This is a genomic window from Aeromonas sp. ASNIH5 (assembly GCF_002902865.1).
Lineage (GTDB): Bacteria > Pseudomonadota > Gammaproteobacteria > Enterobacterales > Aeromonadaceae > Aeromonas > Aeromonas caviae.
The window spans coordinates 2,409,578-2,427,179 of sequence record NZ_CP026122.1 but is presented as its reverse complement, the minus strand read 5'-3'; the positions used below and the strand labels follow the sequence as shown (position 1 = coordinate 2,427,179).

The 17,602-nt window shown below is 61.9% G+C and carries 15 protein-coding genes and 5 tRNA genes; 4 read left to right on the top strand and 16 right to left on the bottom strand.

Going from position 1 to position 17,602, the window contains the following annotated elements; genetic code table 11:
* Window positions 1-8: 8 nt before the first annotated feature.
* Window positions 9-854, top strand: coding sequence for a heme o synthase (gene cyoE, locus C2U30_RS11235; RefSeq protein ID WP_233720916.1), 846 nt, complete (start codon window positions 9-11; stop codon window positions 852-854).
* A 126-nt stretch (window positions 855-980) separates the two neighbouring features.
* Here cyoE and C2U30_RS11230 read toward each other — a convergent pair whose 3' ends face one another.
* The 7 genes from C2U30_RS11230 to nhaC all read right to left on the bottom strand — a co-directional run bounded on the left by C2U30_RS11230 (window position 981) and on the right by nhaC (window position 9,095).
* On the bottom strand, window positions 981-2,411 hold the full coding sequence (locus C2U30_RS11230) for a gamma-aminobutyraldehyde dehydrogenase (RefSeq protein ID WP_103243759.1): 1,431 nt from the start codon (window positions 2,409-2,411) through the stop codon (window positions 981-983).
* A 29-nt stretch (window positions 2,412-2,440) separates the two neighbouring features.
* Window positions 2,441-3,256 (bottom strand): ABC transporter permease, encoded by an 816-nt coding sequence (locus C2U30_RS11225; protein ID WP_045522104.1) that lies wholly within the window; start codon window positions 3,254-3,256, stop codon window positions 2,441-2,443.
* A gap of 7 nt (window positions 3,257-3,263) precedes the next feature.
* The gene (locus C2U30_RS11220) at window positions 3,264-4,232 is read right to left on the bottom strand and encodes an ABC transporter permease (RefSeq protein ID WP_045522103.1); all 969 of its coding nucleotides are present in this window, start codon (window positions 4,230-4,232) and stop codon (window positions 3,264-3,266) included.
* A complete protein-coding gene (locus C2U30_RS11215) occupies window positions 4,229-5,242 on the bottom strand; it encodes an ABC transporter ATP-binding protein (protein WP_045522100.1) in 1,014 nt (337 codons plus the stop codon). The genes C2U30_RS11220 and C2U30_RS11215 overlap by 4 nt, the downstream gene beginning before the upstream one ends.
* A 72-nt stretch (window positions 5,243-5,314) precedes the next feature.
* Entirely contained in the window at window positions 5,315-6,460 is a 1,146-nt protein-coding gene (locus C2U30_RS11210) for an ABC transporter substrate-binding protein (protein ID WP_103243758.1), read from the bottom strand.
* 196 nt (window positions 6,461-6,656) lie between these two features.
* Window positions 6,657-7,580 carry a LysR family transcriptional regulator gene (locus C2U30_RS11205; RefSeq protein ID WP_069651945.1) on the bottom strand — a complete coding sequence of 308 codons (924 nt, stop codon included), beginning with the start codon at window positions 7,578-7,580 and terminating at the stop codon, window positions 6,657-6,659.
* 105 nt (window positions 7,581-7,685) lie between these two features.
* On the bottom strand, window positions 7,686-9,095 hold the full coding sequence (nhaC, locus tag C2U30_RS11200) for a Na+/H+ antiporter NhaC (RefSeq protein WP_103243757.1): 1,410 nt from the start codon (window positions 9,093-9,095) through the stop codon (window positions 7,686-7,688).
* A 300-nt stretch (window positions 9,096-9,395) separates the two neighbouring features.
* Between nhaC and C2U30_RS11195 the strand changes: the two genes are divergently transcribed.
* Window positions 9,396-9,605 carry a hypothetical protein gene (locus C2U30_RS11195; RefSeq protein ID WP_043152850.1) on the top strand — a complete coding sequence of 70 codons (210 nt, stop codon included), beginning with the start codon at window positions 9,396-9,398 and terminating at the stop codon, window positions 9,603-9,605.
* Here the strand turns inward: C2U30_RS11195 and C2U30_RS11190 are convergent.
* From C2U30_RS11190 to rsmC, 9 genes are all read right to left on the bottom strand, one after another.
* On the bottom strand, window positions 9,602-9,874 hold the full coding sequence (locus C2U30_RS11190) for a late competence development ComFB family protein (RefSeq protein WP_029314828.1): 273 nt from the start codon (window positions 9,872-9,874) through the stop codon (window positions 9,602-9,604). The two genes, C2U30_RS11195 and C2U30_RS11190, sit on opposite strands and share 4 nt — an antisense overlap.
* 100 nt (window positions 9,875-9,974) lie before the next feature.
* Window positions 9,975-10,060, bottom strand: a tRNA-Leu gene (locus C2U30_RS11185).
* A gap of 71 nt (window positions 10,061-10,131) precedes the next feature.
* A tRNA-Leu gene (locus C2U30_RS11180) sits at window positions 10,132-10,217 on the bottom strand.
* A 45-nt stretch (window positions 10,218-10,262) separates the two neighbouring features.
* Window positions 10,263-10,348, bottom strand: a tRNA-Leu gene (locus C2U30_RS11175).
* A 45-nt stretch (window positions 10,349-10,393) separates the two neighbouring features.
* Window positions 10,394-10,479: transfer RNA gene (locus C2U30_RS11170), tRNA-Leu, on the bottom strand.
* Window positions 10,480-10,534: 55 nt separating this feature from the next.
* Window positions 10,535-10,620 (bottom strand) — tRNA-Leu (locus C2U30_RS11165).
* A gap of 116 nt (window positions 10,621-10,736) precedes the next feature.
* On the bottom strand, window positions 10,737-12,197 hold the full coding sequence (glgA, locus tag C2U30_RS11160; protein ID WP_039040607.1) for a glycogen synthase GlgA: 1,461 nt from the start codon (window positions 12,195-12,197) through the stop codon (window positions 10,737-10,739).
* Window positions 12,187-13,404 (bottom strand): glucose-1-phosphate adenylyltransferase, encoded by a 1,218-nt coding sequence (glgC, locus tag C2U30_RS11155; RefSeq protein ID WP_010675755.1) that lies wholly within the window; start codon window positions 13,402-13,404, stop codon window positions 12,187-12,189. The genes glgA and glgC overlap by 11 nt, the downstream gene beginning before the upstream one ends.
* Window positions 13,405-13,553: 149 nt before the next feature.
* Window positions 13,554-14,582, bottom strand: a complete 1,029-nt coding sequence (gene rsmC / locus C2U30_RS11150; RefSeq protein WP_042882419.1) for a 16S rRNA (guanine(1207)-N(2))-methyltransferase RsmC — start codon at window positions 14,580-14,582, stop codon at window positions 13,554-13,556.
* Window positions 14,583-14,860: 278 nt separating this feature from the next.
* On the opposite strand from rsmC, the gene dapA reads away from it, so the two are divergent.
* Window positions 14,861-15,733: a 4-hydroxy-tetrahydrodipicolinate synthase gene (gene dapA / locus C2U30_RS11145; protein ID WP_103243756.1), complete on the top strand. Its 873-nt coding sequence runs from the start codon at window positions 14,861-14,863 to the stop codon at window positions 15,731-15,733.
* A 95-nt stretch (window positions 15,734-15,828) separates the two neighbouring features.
* On the top strand, window positions 15,829-17,475 hold the full coding sequence (locus C2U30_RS11140) for a sensor domain-containing diguanylate cyclase (RefSeq protein ID WP_103243755.1): 1,647 nt from the start codon (window positions 15,829-15,831) through the stop codon (window positions 17,473-17,475).
* Window positions 17,476-17,602 lie beyond the last annotated feature (127 nt).

Here is a 17,602-nt window from a genome sequence, read left to right as displayed (position 1 = left end):
ATTGTCAGTTGACCAAACCAAAGGTGGTCGCCCTGCTGCTCCTGACCGCCTGGGTGGGCATGCTGCTGGCCGAGCCGACACGCGCCTCTCTGGACGAGATGATACTGGGCCTGTCGGGGATTGGACTGCTCGCTGCCGGGGCGGCGGCCATGAACCATTCTCTGGATAGCGGCATCGATGCCCGGATGCGCAGAACGCGCTGGCGCCCGGTCGCCACGGGACGGATCACGCCGGGGCAGGCGATGAGTTTCGCGATCTGTCTGGCACTGTCGGGGTTTGTTCTGCTCCATTGGGGCGTAAATCCCCTGACTGCCTGGCTAACCCTGGCCAGCCTGTTCGGCTATGCGGTCGTCTATACCCTGCTGCTGAAGCGGGCCACGCCGCAGAATATCGTCATCGGCGGATTGGCGGGAGCCATGCCACCGCTCTTGGGCTGGACCAGCATCACGGGGCAGCTTTCGGCCGAGCCCTGGCTGCTGGTGATGATCATCTTTACCTGGACGCCGCCCCATTTCTGGTCTTTGGCCATCCACCGGCGCGATGACTATGCCGGTGCCGACATTCCCATGCTGCCCGTCACCCACGGCACCGATTTCACCAAGACCGCCATCCTGCTCTATCTGCTGATCCTGACGCTCGTCTGTCTGCTGCCCTATCTGATCGGTATGTCGGGGCTTGTCTACCTGGTCGGCAGCCTTGGGTTGAACCTCGGATTCTGCTGGCATGGTTGGCTGTTGAAGTACGGGGATCGGCCCGGCCAGGCGATGCGCACCTTCCGTTTCTCCATCTATCACCTGATGTTGCTGTTTGGTCTGCTGATTCTGGATCACCACTGGCTGTGGCGGTTGTCATGACGTTGATGCGGGTCGCGGTCGGGTGAATGGTGACGCTGCGTCGGTGCACCGCAGGGATGCACAGACCTGATGCAAAACAAGATGGCCCCAAGGGGCCATATTTTTTTCAGGGAGACGGAGTGGAGCCTAGAGCTTGACCATGATATGGCGCGGTACCGTGTAGTCCTCCAGCGCGTAGAGGGAGAGATCCTTGCCGTAGCCGGACATCTTCATGCCGCCGTGGGGCATCTCGGAGGTGAGCATGAAGTGGGTGTTGATCCAGGTGCAGCCGTACTGCAGGTGGCTGGCCACCTTGCTGGCAAGGCTCAGATCCTTGGTCCAGACCGAGCTGGCGAGGCCGTAGTCCGAGTCGTTGGCCCACTGCACCACCTGCTCGGCGTCGCCAAAGCGGGTCACCGACACCACCGGGCCGAATACCTCCCGGCGCACGATTTCATCCTCCTGGCGGGCATGGGCGATCAGGGTCGGCTCGAAGAAGAAGCCGTTGCCTGGGCGGATCTTGCCCCCCGCCGTCACCTCCACGTGACCGCTGCTCTGGGCCCGTTCCACGAAGCTGGCCACCCGGTTGCGCTGCCGGTCCGAGATGAGCGGCCCCATCTCCACCCCCTCCTCGCGCGGACCGCCCACCTTGATGGAGGCGACCGCCTCGGTCATGGCGGCGACGAACTTGTCGTAGATCTTGCCCTGGGCATAGATGCGGCAAGCGGCTGTGCAATCCTGGCCGGCGTTGTAGAAGCCGAAGGTGCGAATGCCGGCCACCACGGCCTCCAAGTCTGCATCGTCAAAGATGATGACCGGCGCCTTGCCGCCAAGCTCCAGATGGGTGCGCTTCATGGTGCGGGCGGCGCTCTGCAGGATCTTCTGGCCAGTGGCGATGTCACCGGTGAGGGACACCATGCGCACCAGCGGGTGCTCCACCAGCGGCGCCCCCACGCTCTCGCCCCGGCCGCAGACGATGTTGATGACGCCGCGGGGGAACAGCTCGCTGGCGAGCTCCGCCAGGCGCAGGGCGGTGAGCGGGGTCTGCTCGGAGGGCTTGAGCACCACCGTATTGCCGGCGGCGAGCACCGGGGCCATCTTCCAAGCCGCCATCATCAGCGGATAGTTCCAGGGGGCGATACTGCCCACCACACCGATGGGGTCGCGGCGGATCATGCTGGTGTGCCCCTCGATGTACTCCCCCGCCAGCGGCCCCTGCAGGCAGCGGGCGGCGCCGGCGAAGAAGCGGAAGCAGTCCACTACCGCCGGCAGCTCGTCATTGAACACCGCCAGATAGGGCTTGCCGCAGTTGAGGGATTCGAGGGCCGCAAACTCCTCGGCGTGGCGCTCGATGGCATCGGCCAGGCGCAGCAGCAGGGTACTGCGGCTCGCCGGGGTGGTGCGGCTCCACTGGGCGAAGGCGCGCTGGGCGCCGTTCACCGCCCGGTTCACCTGCTCGAACGAGGCTTCTGGCACGGAGGCTATGAGCTCCCCGGTGGCCGGGTTGAGGATGGGCTCGGCCTGGCCGTCACCGGTGACGAACTGACCGTCGATCAAAAGTTGGGTAGAGAGTTTCATGGTTGCATCCTTGCGCACGCGTTGAGTCGTTATTTGCCGCTGCCGGCAACGTCCTGGCCGTCGCGGGTGAGGTAGTAGGCAAGCAGAATGGGAATGGTGGTGAAGGCCACTATGATGAGCGCCACCACGTTAGTGACCGGCCTGTCCCGTGGCCGGATCAGCTCCTGATACATCCAGATCGGCAGCGTGGTCTGCTGGCCCGCGGTGAAGGTGGTGACGATCACCTCGTCAAAGCTCAGGGCAAACGCCAGCATGCCCCCCGCCAGCAGTGCCGTGGCCAGATTGGGCAGGATCACGTAGCGCAGGGTCTGGAAGCTGTCGGCACCGAGATCCATCGACGCCTCGATGAGGCTCTGGTTGGTGCGGCGAAAGCGCGCCAGGGCATTGTTGTAGACCACCACCACGCAGAAGGTGGCGTGACCGATGACGATGGTCCAGAAGCTGAAAGGGATCTCCATCACCCCGTAGGCGGAGCGCAGCGCGATGCCGGTGACGATGCCGGGCAGGGCGATGGGCAGCACCAGCAACAGCGATACCACCTCCTGGCCGAAGAAGCGGCTGCGGGCGATGGCCCCCGCCGCCAGGGTGCCGAGCACCATGGCGGCCAGCGTCGCCAGCCCCGCTACCTCCAGCGATAGCTGGATGGCGCGCCACACGTCGGGGCGGTTGAGGGTCACCTCGAACCACTTGAGGGTGAGCCCGGGCGGTGGGAACTGATAGCTCTTGCTCTCGCTGGTGAAGGCGTAGAGGAAGATGAACAGGATCGGGAAGTGCAGGAACAAGAGGCCGCCGATGGCCGCGTACTTGAGCAGGCCGGAGGGCTGGCTGCCATGGTCCCGTTTCATGGAAGTATTAGAGCGCATCGAAGGCCCCCAAGCGTTTCGCGATGGTCAGGTAGATGGCGATGATGAGGATCGGCACCAGCGAGAAGGCGGCGGCGAAGGGCAGGTTGCCCGCCGTGCCCTGCTGCATGTAGACCACCTGACCTATGTACATGGTGGAGTTGCCTATGATGCCGGGGATGATGTAGTCCCCCAGCGTTAGGGAGAAGGTGAAGATGGAGCCCGCCACCACGCCGGGCAGGGCCAGCGGCAGGATCAGGGTGCGAAAGGTCTGGGCCGGGGTGGCGCCGAGATCGCCGCTCGCCTCCAGCAAGGAGCGCGGGATTCGCTCCACCGCCGCCTGGATGGGCAGGATCATGAAGGGCAGCCAGACGTAGACGAACACGATGAAGGTGCCGATGCGCGAGAATGACAGCGACGGCCCCCCGATCACCGGCAGCGAGAGGATGGCGTCCAGCAGCCAGTCCAGTCCCAGGGTGTCTGCCAGCCAGCTGATGACCCCCTCCTTGGCCAGGATCAGCTTCCAGGCGTAGACCCGCACCAGATAGCTGGACCAGAGCGGCAGCATGATGCCGACGTAGAACAGGGCCCGGGTCTTGCCGCTGGTGTAGCGCGCCATGTAGTAGGCGATCGGAAAACCGAGCAGGGCGCAGGCCAGGGTCACCAGCAGCGACATGCCGACGGTGCGCAGGATCACGTCCAAGTTCTCAGCCCGCAGCAGGGCAACGAAGTTCTGCAGCCCCAGCTCGTGGCGGATCTGGCCGCTGAACTCGTCCAGTCCGAAGAAGGCGTTGGAGAGCAGCATCAGCAGGGAGCCGACATAGATGATGCCAAGCCAGAGCAGTGGCGGCCCCAGCAGGATGGCCAGCAGCAGGCCTGGCCGCCCGTAGAGCAGGGTGGAGAGGCGCCGCAGCGGCCGATAGGAGAGGGGGGCAGTGGGTTGGCTCATGGCAAGGCTCGCACTGTGGGGGGCGCTCATGGTTGAGCTCCCTGAGGGGCGGTGTGCAGGTGATGGATCGCCTGCTCCGGCCAGCTGAGGCTGACCCGGGCGCCACGGGGCAGGCGGGCCTGGCCCTCGTTGGGGTGGTTGACGATAAGCTCGAGCTGCTCGCCGAGATCAACCCGGTAGCGCACGAAGGGGCCGAGATATTCAACCTCGCGCACCTCCCCGGACCAGCCCGGTGTGCCGGCCTCGGCGAGCCGGATCCGCTCCGGGCGCACCATCATCTGCTGAGCATCGCCGCACAGCCGGCGGGCCTGCTCCCCCTCGAACAGGTTGACGGTGCCGACGAAGCGAGCGACGAAGGGGGTGGCGGGGGCGTCGTAGATGGTATCCGGCGCGGCGATCTGCTCGATCTTGCCCTGATTGAAGATGCAGATGCGGTCGCTCATGGAGAGCGCCTCCTGCTGATCGTGGGTGACGAAGATGAAGGTGATGCCGAGCTGGCGCTGCAAGGCTTTGAGTTCGAGCTGCATCTGCTCGCGCAGCTTGAGGTCGAGGGCCCCGAGCGGTTCGTCCAGCAGCAGGATGCGCGGCTGGTTGATCAGCGCTCGGGCGATGGCGATGCGCTGGCGCTGGCCGCCGGAGAGCTGGCCCGGCTTGCGGTTGCCGACGCCGGGCAGGCGCACCAGTTCCAGCATCTCGTCCACCTTGCGGTAACGCTCCGCCTTGGCGACGCCCTTGAGCATCAGGCCGTAGCCGATGTTGTCGCGCACATCCATGTTGGGAAACAGGGCGTAGTCCTGAAACACGGTATTGAGGTTGCGATCGTAGGGGGGCACGGTGGAGCAGGGCTCGCCAAACAGCTGGATCTCCCCCTCGCTCGGGTATTCGAAGCCCGCGATCATCCGCAGGCAGGTGGTCTTGCCGGAACCGCTCGGCCCCAGCAGGGTGAAAAACTCGCCGGCCGGGATCTGGAAGGAGATGTCGTCGACCGCCTTCACCTCGCCATAGTGGCGGCTGACCCGGTCAAATTGTACGGCATTCATGGGACGTCCTTGTCTGTGTGGGAAGCGGGCCGGACTCCTGTCCGGCCCCATATCGGCATTTCCTTAGGCACCTCAGCGGCCACCCAGGATGGCGATATAGTCCGAAACCCAGCGGTAGTAGGGCACGCAGGTTCCCTGGCTCTTGCACTGGGAGACAGGGGTACGCCAGAAGTGAACCCGATCGAAGTTGTCGATGCCGTTGGTCTTGCACCCCTCTTTCCCGAGCAGGGCATTGCCCTCGCAGGCGGCCGGTACCACGGGCACGGAGCCGAACCAGGAGGCGAGATCCCCCTGCAGCTTGTTGTTGAGGGAGTGCTCCAGCCACTGATAGGCACAGGTGAGGTTCTTCGCCTCGCTGTGCACCATGCTGGTATCGGCCCAGCCGGTGACGCCCTCCTTGGGCACCGTCGTGGCGATAGGCTGCTTGTCGGCGATCAGGGTATTGGCCTGGAACGGCCAGGAGCCGGAGGCCACCACCCCCTCGTTCTTGAAGTCGTCGATCTGGACGAAGGCATCGTGCCAGTAGCGTCCCACCAGCTTGCGCTGCTGGCGCAGGAGGTCGAGGGCGGCCTTGTACTGATCTTCGTTGAGCTCGTAAGGATCCTTGATGCCGAGCGCCGGCTGGTGGCTCATCAGATAGAGGGCGGCATCGGCGATGTGGATGGGGCCGTCGAACGCCTGTACCCGCCCCTTGTTGGACTTGCCGTCCGGCAGGGTCTGCTCCTCGAACACCACGCTCCAGGAGTCGGGCGCCTTGGGGAACACTTTGGTGTTGTACATCAAGATGTTGCCGCCCCACTGGTAGGGCACGCCGTAGTGCTTGCCGTCCACCGTGTGCCAGGGGGCATTCTGCAGGCGGGGATCAATTTTGCTGTAGCTCGGGATGAGCGCCAGGTTGAGCGCCTGCACCTTGCCGCCGGCGATGAGGCGCAGGCTGGCGTCACCGGAGGCAGTCACCAGATCGAAGCCCCCCTCGTTCATCAGCGCCACCATCTCGTCCGAGGTGGCGGCCGTCTTGACGTTGACCTTGCAGCCGGTCTCTTTCTCGAAGCCGGTCACCCAGTCGTAGTTCTTGTCGGTCTCGCCGCGCTCCACGTAGCCGGCCCAGGCCACGATGTTGAGCTGGCCTTCACCCTTGCCGAGGGTGGTGGGGGCAGCCTGGACCTGGCCTGCCAGCAGGGCGGGGATCAGGGCCAGGGTGAGGGGGGTCAATTTCATCTTGCTCTCCTTGCATGATTGGCAACCGTGGCGGCGCCACAGTAGGCATTAACATCCTGTTAACAAGCCATGAGCGTAGGAGAAGCCGGGAGCAATGAGAATTTCAATTTTTAACGGCTTTGGTATCTGTAAAATCGATATCGAGTGCAGATGAATCTGATTTTTTTGCCGGAGTCACGGCTGTTCAGGCTCAGTCCTAGCGGGGGAGGTGCTGGCGGGCCCGTAGCCGGCTCTGGTCTCTGGCGATGTCGATGAACTCGCGTGCGGCCCAGTCAAGGCGCGAGCCGCGCCGCCACACCAGACCGATGTCGATGGCGGGGATGGGCTCCTTGATGGCGCGGGCCTCGACCCGCTCCTGCTCCAGGGACCAGGGACGGTAGGCAAAGTCCGGCAGCAGGGCGAGCCCGAGCTGGCTCGCCACCAGGCTGCGCACCGCTTCCACCGAGGCGGTACGCAGCACGATGCGCGGCGCGATACCGTAGCGGCGCAGGCCGCCGCCGATGATCTGGTCCAGCTGGTCGGCGGTCAGCGAGATCATGGGCTCCTCGCCGAGCGCCTTGAGGGAGAGGGTCGACTCGGCGCAGAGGGGGTGGTTGGCGGCGAGCCAGACCCGCAGCGGCGAGCGGGTCAGCAGCTCGGTATCGAACGCCTCCTGGCGGATGGTGCGGTTGGTCATCAGGATCCCCACGTCCACCTCACCGTTGACGATCTGGTGCTCGAGGTAGGGCTGCTCATCCTCTTTCACCTCGATCTGTACCGCCGGGAAGGCGCGGCGAAAACGGCCGAGCGCTTCCGACAGGTAGTAGCCAGCAACCAGGGTGGTTACGCCTATGGTAAGCCGCCCCTGATCCTGCTGGGCCACCGCCTTGAGGGACTGGCCGGCTTCGGTCATGGCGCTTAGGATGCGACGGGCGTGCAGCAGAAACTGGTGACCTTGGGTGGTGAGGCTGACGCCGCGCGGGTTGCGCTCGAAGAGGGCGGCGCCGAGCTCGGTCTCCAGCTCGCGGATGGCGCTGGTGACCGCCGACTGGGAGATGTGCAGCTCGGCGGCTGCCCGGCTCACCGAGAAGCTGTCGGCCACCGCCACGAAATAGCGGATCTGGCGAAAGGTGAAGTTCATCTGGGCGTCCTGCCACGTGCGATCAAGGTGAGTGCCAGCTTAACCTCGAATCGCACCCAGACAAAAGGCGCCGTGATGGCGCCTTTGTCGTTGTTTTTACGGAAATTAGCGGGTTGTCACCGCCTCTGTGACCGGTACACGGTTCACTCCCTTGCCCAGATAGGCGAGGGTGATGGTCACTATGATGCAGGTGAAGCTGAGCCACATGTAGGGCAGGTAGTCGAGGGTCGCCACCCCCAGTACCCCGGCCATGAAGATGCCGTTGTCGCTCCAGGGCACCATGCCGCAGGTGAGGGTGCCGCCAAACTCGGCGTTGCGGGAGAGGTTCTTGCGCGCAAGCCCCAGTCTGTCGTAGTTCTTGGCCATGATCTTGGGGGTCAGGATCAGGGACACATACATGGCGGAACCGAACACGTTGGCCAGGAAGGCGGTGCCGATGGTGTGGCTGGTCAGGCTGCCGGCGCTGTTGATGCGCTTCTCGAAGGCACTGGCGATGACGGAGAGGATGCCGACCTTCTCCAGCAGACCGCCGAAGCCCAAGCCGAAGATGATGACGGCCACGGAACCCAGCATGGACTCCATGCCGCCACGGCCCAGGATGTTGTCGATGAAATCGACGCCTGAGGTGATGGCAAACGGGCTGTAGGCGGAGTGCATCGCCTTCACCGGATCCATGTCCTGGAAGACGATGGCCCAGACAAGACCCAGCAAGGCGCCGAAGCTGATCACCGGGAAGGCGGGCTTGCGGTTGGCCAACAGGCCCAGCACCAGCACCACGGGCACTATGGCCATGGGGGTGATGTTGAACTGCTTGTCGAGGGCGTCCATCACCAGATTGACCTGCTCCAGGCTGACGTTGCCGGAGTACTGCATGCCGACCACGGTGAACAGGGCGGCGGTGATGACGTAGGAGAACAGGCTGATGGGCAGCATCCCCTTGATGTGTTCCATCACGTCGACGTTGGACATGGTCGAGGCCAGCACCACGGAGTCGGAGAGCGGGGAGAGCTTGTCACCGAAGTAGACGCCGGAGAGCACGGCACCGGCTACCAGCGGCGCGGGTACCCCCAGGCTGTGGCCTATACCCATCATGGCGATGCCGGCGGTGGCCGCCGAGCCCCAGGAGGTGCCGGTGGCCAGCGAGGTGAGAGAGCAGATGATCAGGGTCGCCAGCAGGAAGATGGAGGGGTGTATCACCTTGAGGCCGAAGTAGATGATGCTGGGGACGATGCCGCCGGCAATCCAGGTGCCCACCAGGGCACCGACGGAGATCAGTATCAGGATGGCCCCCATCCCCTTGGCGACGCCGTCGACTGCCGCCTGTTCCAGGGATTTGTAATCATGGCCGAGCTTGATGCCGAGTCCCATGATGACGAACCAGGCGATGAACAGTGCCAGCTGGATTGGCAGATCCAGCACGCTGGTGAAGGAGAAGGCCAGGGCCAGGAAAATGGCCAGGCAGGCAAATACTTGCGACATGCCCGGCAATCGGATGTGGTGTTGTTGGTTTTGCATAGACGCTCCCTAAACTCTTGCTCGCCAAGGTCAGCCCCTCTCGTCCTGCGGATGCGTCGATCCCGAGAGGCTTACCAAAAGAGGGCGCAATCTACCATAAAGCGGAGGTGTAAAATCCCTGCTCATTCGGCAAAACAGCTTTAAAATTTTAAAATCCCACAAAATAGTTGATCTAATCGGCATTTTTCACTGTTCAATCGACACCGTTTGATAGCCGGAGATCCATAGGCAAGTTCGATTGCAGATGGCAACACCAAAGATGATAATAGTTATCATTAATGTTTTTTCGGACCAATGCCAATGAACTGGATAGCACGCGCTCTGATCTTGGCCGCCCTTCTGGCGGTGCTGGTCTGGGGTCAGGAGAAGGAATACGGGTTCTGGAGCCTGGGGTTCTTGCTGGCTGCCTGGGTCATGCTGGAACCCAGGCTGAGACCGGTGTTGATCCTGCTGCCGGTTGCGGGAATGACAGGGGTCGTCACTCTGCTCTGGCAGCAGGGTTGGCATTAAGCCTGGCGAGTGGGGACGGCCTGGATCTTGTCGTAGGCCTGGCGCAGGGAGGCGATGACCTTCTTCTCCATCTCGCTGCGTTCGGCGTCTGTCGTGAAGTAGATCATGTCGACATCGTGGCGGATATAGTGGGAAGGAAGCTGGTTGAGTGTCAGGCAGCAGAGGTCAGCCAGCTGATAGGGGGTCAATGTTCGAGCCAACCCCTGTTTTTCTATCTCCTTGAGCACCAGATGCTCATAGAAGTTGTGAATATCGGTATCCAGGATCATGGGAAAACCCCCGTGGTGGCGCAGCATCTTCAACAGCATAGCCAGGGGGCATGAAAACACAAAAGGCCCGTTACTCTCGTAACGGGCCTTTGCGGAATGATGGTGCGAAGAGAGGGACTCGAACCCTCACATCCGTGGGACACTAACACCTGAAGCTAGCGCGTCTACCAATTCCGCCACCTTCGCACACTGATTTTCTCCAGCTGGTTTTTAAATGCGGTTGGAGCGCATTTTCTGTGTTTTACATGCCAGAAGCATGGTGCGAAGAGAGGGACTCGAACCCTCACACCCGGGGGGCACTAACACCTGAAGCTAGCGCGTCTACCAATTCCGCCACCTTCGCACATCGGGTTATCAGTCTGGATTTACATGCTGTCTGATAAAAGCATGGTGCGAAGAGAGGGACTCGAACCCTCACACCCGGGGGGCACTAACACCTGAAGCTAGCGCGTCTACCAATTCCGCCACCTTCGCACATCGGGTTATCAGTCTGGATTTACATGCTGTCTGACAAAAGCATGGTGCGAAGAGAGGGACTCGAACCCTCACACCCGGGGGGCACTAACACCTGAAGCTAGCGCGTCTACCAATTCCGCCACCTTCGCACATCGGGTTATCAGTCTGAATTTACATGCCGTCTGATAAGAGCATGTTGCAGTATGGTGCGAAGAGAGGGACTCGAACCCTCACATCCGTGGGACACTAACACCTGAAGCTAGCGCGTCTACCAATTCCGCCACCTTCGCATCACTGCGGTGGGGGATTCTATAGAGTTTTGGGGGGGCGTCAACAGCCAAAGGGGACTTTTTTCGCTGTTGACGGATAAAGGCGTGCCAAGGGCACAAAACTTCAGCAATCGGCGTCAGACGGTGGCCAGCGCATCCTGATACATCTGTTCGTACAGGATGACGGAGTCTGCCCAGTCGAAGCGGGTGTTCATGGCGTGGTGCTGCACACGGGCAAAACGTGCCGGCTCCTGCAGATAATGGAGCAGGCTGCGGCGCATGGCATCGAGCAAGGTGCTGGCAGTGGGATCGTTGAAGCAGAAACCGGTCGCGTGCGTCGGGTCGGCATCCCAGTCCACGACGGTATCTTTCAATCCGCCGACAGCCCGCACCAGGGGCAGTGTGCCATAGGCCAGACTGTACATCTGGTTGAGCCCGCATGGCTCGAACAGAGAAGGCATCAGGAAGAAGTCGGCGCCGGCCTCCACCAGGTGGGCCAGACGGTCGTCATAGGCATTGATGAAGGCAAACTTGTCGGGATGCTGCTGGGCAATGCTTTGCAACTGGGCGGCGAGAGAGGGATCACCGGAACCCACGATCACTACCTGGACCTGATGTTGCAAGAACTTGTCCAGAGCCGGGATGAGCAGGTGTACACCTTTCTGCTCGGTCAGTCGACACACCATGCCATAGATGGGGAGGTTGCCGACGGGGAGCCCCGTCTCCTGCTGCAGGATGCGCTTGCAGGTGTGTTTGCCATCCAGGTTGTCGGCATCATAGGTGGCGGGCAACAGAGGATCGAAGGCGGGATCCCAGTCCTGATAGTCACAGCCGTTGAGGATGCCACGCAGGTCCGCTGCCCGCTGCTGGAATACGCTGGCCATGCCGTGAGCGCCCAGGTGCGTCAGCAGCTCGCTGGCGTAGTTGGGGCTGACCGCATTGATCTTGTCTGCATAGAGCACACCGCACTTGAGCAGATTGATGTGACCATAGTCGTAGTTGATGCGCTGCTCGTAGTCGTGGATTTCCGGCACGGCCCAGAACTGCTGGCGATCGAACACGCCCTGAAAGGCCGCGTTGTGAATGCTGATGACCGACCGGGTGCGCTGGAAGAAGGGGTTGTGGGCATGACGGGTTTTCAGCAGCAGCGGCAGCAGACCGGTGTGCCAGTCGTTGCAGTGGGCGATGTCGGGAGCGAAACCCAGCTGTTCGCACGCATGCAGGGCCGCTGCGGCCAGAAAGGCAAAGCGTTCACCGTTGTCGGGATAGGCCTGGTTGTTCTCGGCATAAAGCTGGGGGCGGTCGAAATAGTGCGGGCAATCGAGCAGATAGACGCAGATCCCGTCCAGTTCCAGCTGATGGATGCGATAGCTGATATCACTGCGATCTTGGGGGGTGGGGAGCCAGCGCGAGGCGAGGAGGGTGGCCTCGTCCCGGCGCTTGATGGTCTTGTAGAAGGGCATAATGATGCGCACATCGTGCCCCTGACGGGCGAGATGCTGCGGCAGGGCCTTGGCCACATCCGCCAGGCCCCCGGTCTTCACCAGCCCCTCAACCTCCGAGGCTACAAACAGGATTTTCAGTGGGTTAATAGCCAACTCTTGCTCCCTTAGGTACCACGACGATACCGCCTTCGGATACGGTAAACCGCTCTCTGTCATGGTCCAGATTCTCACCGATCACGGTGCCGGGTGCAATTTCAACGTTTTTGTCGATGATGGCGCGGCGAATGGAGCAACCTTCGCCGATTTTCACATCCCCCAGCAGCACGGATTCACTGATGTGGCTGCAGGGGCCTATGTTGCAGCGAAATCCCAGTATGGATCGCTGGATCTGGCTGCCCTGAATGAAGCAGCCACCGGAGATCAGGGAGTTGGCGATCTTGACCTTGCAGTCGTCGGTATCGATGAAGGTGGCGGGGGGCAGGGGCGGGTAATGAGTGTGCAGCGGCCACTTGCGATTGTAGAGAGAGAAGGGGGCATCGTCGGCCACCAGATCCATGTGTGCCTGCCAGTAAGAGTCGAGCGTCCCCACATCGCGCCAGTAGACGTTGGGCTTCTCGCCCGGGATCACGTTGGTGCTGTAGTCGTAGACATAGACGGGGGCACGGGGGAACAGGCTGGGAATGATGTCCTTGCCGAAATCGTGACTGGAGTTCTCCTCGGCGGCATCCCGCTTGAGCTCCCGATAGAGGGCCTCGGTCTCGAAGATGTAGTTGCCCATGGAGACCAGGGCCTGGGTGGGGTCGCCGGGGATGTGTTTCGGGTGACGGGGCTTTTCTTCAAAGCCAATCATGCGCCCTTCCTGATCCACCTCGATCACCCCGAAGGCGCTTGCTTCCTCGATGGGCATGCGCAGTGCCGCGACGGTCAGGGCGGCCGCTTTCTGCTTGTGGAAGCTCACCATCTGGCTCACGTCCATCTTGTAGATGTGATCGGAGCCGAAGATGCAGACGTGCTCGGGGTCGGAGATCTCGATGAAGCGCAGGTTCTGGTAAATGGCGTCTGCGGTGCCGTCATACCAGCGTTTGCCCATTCGCATCTGGGCCGGAATGGGGTCGATGAAGCGATCCGTGATGCCGACGATGTTCCAGCCCTTCTTCATGTGCAGGTAAAGGGACTGGGACTTGAACTGGGTGAGTACATAGATGCGCAGGAAATCGGCGTTGACGAAGTTGTTGAGCACGAAGTCGATCAACCGGTAACTGCCGCCAAAGGGTACGGAGGGTTTGCTGCGGGTGGTGGTCAGCGGTTGCAGTCGGGTACCTTCACCGCCTGCCAGTATCATGGTGAGTATGCCTGCCATCGTCGTTCTCTCCCTGAGATCATGATGTTGAAAAGGTTTTCATGTTGCTGCGAAAAAACACCCCTAAAGGGGTGGTAAACGTTTTCTTGGTACCTTAACAGATCCCGTCTGGCACTCTCTACTTGTTTTATTACAACCGTTGCACTTCTTTAAGCTTTGCTCAGATACACCTTGAATTTGGCATCGCCCGCGATCACCTCGGTCTGTTTGAAGTGCGCATCCAGTATAGGCTGGTATCGCAGGAAGGCATTGGCGACTATGGTCAGGGCGCCATTTGCGGTCAGGTACTCAGGTGCCTTTGCCAGGAAGGTTTCGGTGGCGGCGTAGAAGGTCTTGAGCCCGGCATGGAAGGGGGGATTCGAGACAATCTGTTGGAATGTTTCGGCAATGTCGGAATAGACATCGGAGGCATGAACACGTCCGCTCAGACCGTTGACCGCCAGGGTTCGGCGGCTGGACTCCAGTGCCAGGGCATTGATATCCACCATGGTGACGGCCAGGGCCGGGTTGCGCTTGGCCAGCACGGAACCGATGACGCCGGCGCCGCAGCCAAAGTCGAGCAGCTTGCCCGTCACGGGGGGGAGGCTCGCCAGCAGCATCTGGGTGCCGAGATCCAGGCCGTCTGCACTGAAGACCCCGGGCAGGGCCATGACGGTCAGGGTGGTGTCGCCCGCCTGGCACTCATAGCGACTGAACCAGGCGTCCAGCTCGAAGGGGACGACCGGTTTGTCGAGCGTGCCGTGGTAGAGAGAGCAGCGGCGCGCAGAGTCGCGCTTGATCGGTTTCTCGCCATAAGGTGCCAGCAGCTTGTCTGCTCCGTTGATGCCGCCCCGGTTCTCGCCGGCGAGGAACAGGTCGGCCCCGCTTTCGAGCAGCGGCGTCATCATGGCCAGCAGGTATTGCGCTTCGGCCTTGGCCTTGGGCATCAGCAGCAGCAGGGCATCGAATCGGGGGGCGCCACCCAGCTGGTGATCGAACAGGATGGCGTCTCCCAGAGCGGCCTGCTGGCTGCGGTAATAGCAGTAATCCGTGGTGAAGACGGTCAGGCTTTGTGCCAGCTCGGCCAGTTGACGAGGATAATCATCCTCCAGGGCACCGCACACCAACAGCCGCTTGCCGACAAAGAGGGCTTGGTTACGTTCCAGCATCTGACTGACGGCACTGACAGGACGGCTCATTGGGTCTCTCCACGCATTTTTGGGCGGCCATTATACATGGCCGCTTTCGCCTTGACATTTATGCCGTGTTCCCGAAATATGCCCAGACGCCTTATTTACCCAGAGATGATGCAATGCGGTCATGCGTATCGAAACGAAAGCATAAACACAGCCTGACAATCGGGCCTGCTGGCGTGCGCGCGTAACCTCTCATCCCTGAGACGATTCAAGCCCCGGTAGCGACTCCCGTACCGGGGCTTTTTATTGACCAATCCATCTGTTTAGGAGAAGGAAATCCCATGTTTCAAGGTTCGATAGTTGCCCTGATCACCCCATTTCGACAGGGCCAGCTGGACGAGGCCGCACTGGCTCGCCTGGTAGAGTGGCACATAGAGCAGGGAACCCATGGCATAGTGCCGGTCGGCACGACCGGGGAGAGCCCGACCCTGACCCACGATGAGCATTGCCGCGTGGTGGAGCTGGTGGTCAAGCTGGTGGCCGGGCGCATTCCCGTGATCGCAGGTGCAGGCTCCAACAACCCGGTTGAAGCCATTGAATACACCCGCTATGCCGAGCAGATGGGAGCGGATGCCACCCTGCATGTGGCCGGTTACTACAACCGCCCCAATCAGGAAGGGCTCTACCACCACTTCAAGGCGGTGCATGACGCCACCACCAAACCCATCATCGTCTACAACATTCCGCCCCGCGCCATCGTTGACGTGCAGCCGGCGACCCTGGCCCGTCTGGCCGAGTTGCCGCGCATTGCCGGCGTGAAGGATGCCACCGGTGATCTGGCCCGCCCCTGGGTTGAACGCCAGCTCATCAAGAAGCCGTTTGCCTGGCTCTCCGGTGAAGACGCCACCGCCGTGGCCTACAACATCGGTGGTGGCCAGGGTTGCATCTCGGTGACGGCCAACGTGGCCCCCAAGCTGGTGGCCGAGGTGCAGAACCTGGCGCTGGCCGGTGAGTGGCAAGCTGCCCGCGAATTGCAGGACAAGCTCATTCCGCTGCACCAGGCCATGTTCGCCGAGCCGAGCCCCGCAGGGGCCAAGTATGCGGTCTCCCTGCTGGGTCTGTGCAGCGAAGAGTGCCGTCTGCCGGTGATGCCGCTTTCCGAGGCCACCCGCGAGCGCATCCGCAGTGCCATGCAGACATTGAATCTGTTGTAAAAACTGGGCTCTGGATCTCGCTTTTGATTGCCCGGTCAATTAATGGCCGGGCTTTGCCGATATACTCGCTTGGATACAACCAAGGATGATTTGGCATGGAAGAATGGGATCCGGAGCACTTCACCAGTTTTGAACATCTCTGTGAAGTGACCTTGTCTGCGGTCAGGGAAAAAACAGAGGCTGAACAGATCTATCTGTGGCTGCGTGCTCCGACGCCCCAGCTCTATCACTATCGCCCGGAACAGGGGCTGCTCTGCCTGAGCGCTGACATCCTCTCTTCCCTCGAGTTGCCCATCTTCTTCATCGAACGTTCCCTTGCGCTCGGCCAGTTGCTGGTGGAGTCCATCGCGCCGACCCGTGCCATCTGGGAGCGGGAGAGCGTCGAACCCGAGATCCCGCGCCTGCGCGCCAGCTTCCCCCTCAAGCGTCACAAGGGGCTGGAGGCCGTGGTCTATCTGGAAACCCGCCGTCGTCTCGATCGCCTGCCAAGACGCCAGCAGCAGAGCATCCAGCTGCTCATGCATTATCTCGCCGCCGAGCTCGAGAGTCGGCGACTCGCGGGACAGGTGGATCTGGAGCGGGATCAGCGGCTCCACACCCAGGCAGACCTCGTGCGCAGCCAGGCCCTGCAGGACTCTTTCCTCAGTATGCTGCAGGCGCTGCATCAGGTGGGGGTCAAGCTCTCCCGCTGCGAGAGCGAGGATCGTCTGCTGCACGACGCGGTGGCACTGGCCCGCCAGGAGTTGCAGTTCGATCGCATCGCCATCTTCCTGACTGACAGTGAATTCAAGACCATGCACGGTACCTGGGGTACCAACGAGGCGGGTGAGCTCATCGACGAGCGCCATTTCATCAGCCCCATTCCGGATCACCCCACGGTGCAGGAGGCGCTGCGTCGCAAGGACTATGTCCTGGTGCTGGAGGACACGCCTCTCTATTACGAGAAGCAGGAGGTGGGTCGCGGCTGGAACGCCATGGTGTCGCTCTGGGACGGGAGTACCCCCATCGGCTGGATCGCCGCCGACAACCTGCTCTGGCGGCGCCCCCTCAAGGCGTATCAGAGCGAGATCTTCAAGCAGTATGCCGCCGTGCTCTCCCAGTTGCTGATCCGCCAGCGCACCCAGGAGAAGCTTGAGCGCTTCAATCGGGAGCTGGAGCTGAGGGTGCAGGAGCGCACCCGGCAACTGGCCGATACCAACCGGGCGCTGGAGGAGGCCAACCGGCGCCTCTCCTTGCTGTCTCTGGAAGATCCCCTGACTGGCATCGCCAACCGCCGCCAATGGGACATCACCATGGAACGGGAGTGGGAGCGGGCTCGCCGCCATCAGGGGGTGCTGGCGGTGCTGATGATCGATGTGGACGAGTTCAAGTCCTACAACGATCACTTCGGCCACGGCAAGGGGGATCAGTGCCTGCAGCGGGTGGCGGCACTGCTGCAGGACACCGAGCGGCGGCGCACCAACCTGGTGGCCCGCTATGGGGGGGAGGAGTTTGTCATCCTGCTGTGTTCACCGCAGCCGGGAGAAGCGGAGCGGCTGGCGGAGCAGATCCACCACGGCCTTGACGCCTTGCAGATTCCCCATCCGGCCTCCCGGGTGGCGGCGACACTCACCGTCAGCATCGGGTTCAGCTATCTGGTCCCGTCATCGGACAAGGAGTGGCAAACCCTGACCGAGCAGGCGGATCAGGCGCTCTATCACGCCAAATCCCAAGGGCGGGCCTGTACCCTGGCCTATCGCTGACACCTGCGTGGGGGCTGCCTGCCCGGCATCAGATCCACGCCGCCCTGTATAAATGAGGTGGCAAGCGTTTCTCGCCATCTGGCGCATGGCGATGCGCCCGCGCTCTGGCTAGAATGGGGGCCCATTT

Bases quoted from the DNA above. Each gene is read 5' to 3' on its own strand.
- rsmC (WP_042882419.1), bottom strand. From the start codon at position 14,582: ATGAGCCGTCCTGTCAGTGCCGTCAGTCAGATGCTGGAACGTAACCAA.
- C2U30_RS11210 (WP_103243758.1), bottom strand. From the start codon at position 6,460: ATGAAATTGACCCCCCTCACCCTGGCCCTGATCCCCGCCCTGCTGGCA.
- C2U30_RS11225 (WP_045522104.1), bottom strand. From the start codon at position 3,256: ATGAAACGGGACCATGGCAGCCAGCCCTCCGGCCTGCTCAAGTACGCG.
- C2U30_RS11205 (WP_069651945.1), bottom strand. From the start codon at position 7,580: ATGAACTTCACCTTTCGCCAGATCCGCTATTTCGTGGCGGTGGCCGAC.
- C2U30_RS11220 (WP_045522103.1), bottom strand. From the start codon at position 4,232: ATGAGCGCCCCCCACAGTGCGAGCCTTGCCATGAGCCAACCCACTGCC.
- C2U30_RS11140 (WP_103243755.1), top strand. From the start codon at position 15,829: ATGGAAGAATGGGATCCGGAGCACTTCACCAGTTTTGAACATCTCTGT.
- C2U30_RS11230 (WP_103243759.1), bottom strand. From the start codon at position 2,411: ATGAAACTCTCTACCCAACTTTTGATCGACGGTCAGTTCGTCACCGGT.
- C2U30_RS11195 (WP_043152850.1), top strand. From the start codon at position 9,396: ATGAACTGGATAGCACGCGCTCTGATCTTGGCCGCCCTTCTGGCGGTG.
- dapA (WP_103243756.1), top strand. From the start codon at position 14,861: ATGTTTCAAGGTTCGATAGTTGCCCTGATCACCCCATTTCGACAGGGC.
- C2U30_RS11215 (WP_045522100.1), bottom strand. From the start codon at position 5,242: ATGAATGCCGTACAATTTGACCGGGTCAGCCGCCACTATGGCGAGGTG.
- C2U30_RS11190 (WP_029314828.1), bottom strand. From the start codon at position 9,874: ATGATCCTGGATACCGATATTCACAACTTCTATGAGCATCTGGTGCTC.
- nhaC (WP_103243757.1), bottom strand. From the start codon at position 9,095: ATGCAAAACCAACAACACCACATCCGATTGCCGGGCATGTCGCAAGTA.
- glgC (WP_010675755.1), bottom strand. From the start codon at position 13,404: ATGGCAGGCATACTCACCATGATACTGGCAGGCGGTGAAGGTACCCGA.